The sequence below is a fragment of the Lyngbya aestuarii BL J genome, from assembly GCF_000478195.2.
Lineage (GTDB): Bacteria > Cyanobacteriota > Cyanobacteriia > Cyanobacteriales > Microcoleaceae > Capilliphycus > Capilliphycus aestuarii.
Genome location: NZ_AUZM01000275.1, coordinates 1 through 863, shown reverse-complemented (window position 1 = coordinate 863; position 863 = coordinate 1). Strand labels below are relative to the sequence as shown.

The 863-nt window shown below is 38.0% G+C and carries 2 protein-coding genes; both read left to right on the top strand.

Features of this window, described 5'->3' with window-relative positions:
- Positions 1-267, top strand: a 267-nt coding sequence (locus tag M595_RS28035) for a MazG nucleotide pyrophosphohydrolase domain-containing protein (protein WP_040484793.1), incomplete at its 5' end; no start/stop codon positions are given.
- A gap of 234 nt (positions 268-501) precedes the next feature.
- Positions 502-723, top strand: coding sequence for a DUF4327 family protein (locus M595_RS28030; protein ID WP_023068494.1), 222 nt, complete (start codon positions 502-504; stop codon positions 721-723).
- Positions 724-863 lie beyond the last annotated feature (140 nt).

The following is an 863-nucleotide window of genomic DNA, read 5'->3' as shown; positions in this document are numbered from 1 at the left end:
GCTCTTCCGATCTCTGAGTTTGAACACGCTCTTTTGCATGAGGAGAAAGCCAACCAACAAGCGGAATTAGGAGATATTTTATTTACTTTGGTGAATTTAGCGCGATGGTCTGAACTTGATCCCGAAGCAGCGTTACAGGGGACGAATCAGCGATTTATTCAGCGATTTTCTTTACTGGAACAAGCTTGCGATCGCCCTTTATCAGACTACACCTTAGAAGAATTAGAAGCCCTTTGGCAAACCGCTAAAGCTCAACTGGCAAAATAACTACCCATTTTATCTTTCTAGTTACAGCTTAACACAAACCTTGAGTGGATTGCCACTTTGAGGGGGAGAAACTTTGTGTTAATAATCTTAAAGTAAATAGATAAAAATGCTCAAGCTATAGGACAATTGAGTTGGAAATTGAATTTTGATTTCCAGCCGTTTTGTTCTTGAGTTCTGTTCAGAGTTGAAATTGTGCTGGATAGTTGTTTTAATATCAGGGGAGAGAGATGAACAATGCTTCAAACCAAAGTTTATTCAATTGATCTCATCAAAGATGAAGCCCGTCAGCTAGTTTGTCAGGGCGTTGTATGCTGTCATCAACCGATTTACACCCTTTGTCAATATATTCCTTCCCGAGACTGGGAATGCGTTGAGTGTGAACTAGAAGATCACGACTTTTTACTGCGAGATCGGATTATTGATTTGATTGGCTCTGAGGATTGGCACGAAGACTAACCCAATTTTATAACCAGAAGATTTTATCTGTCTAAAGAAAAACAGTCGATAAAATTCTATCAATTTGTATAAGTTGAAATTATTCCTAACCCAGATTTTTTGGGTTATTTTTTTCTTTTATGAGAGAAAATTATCAGCCT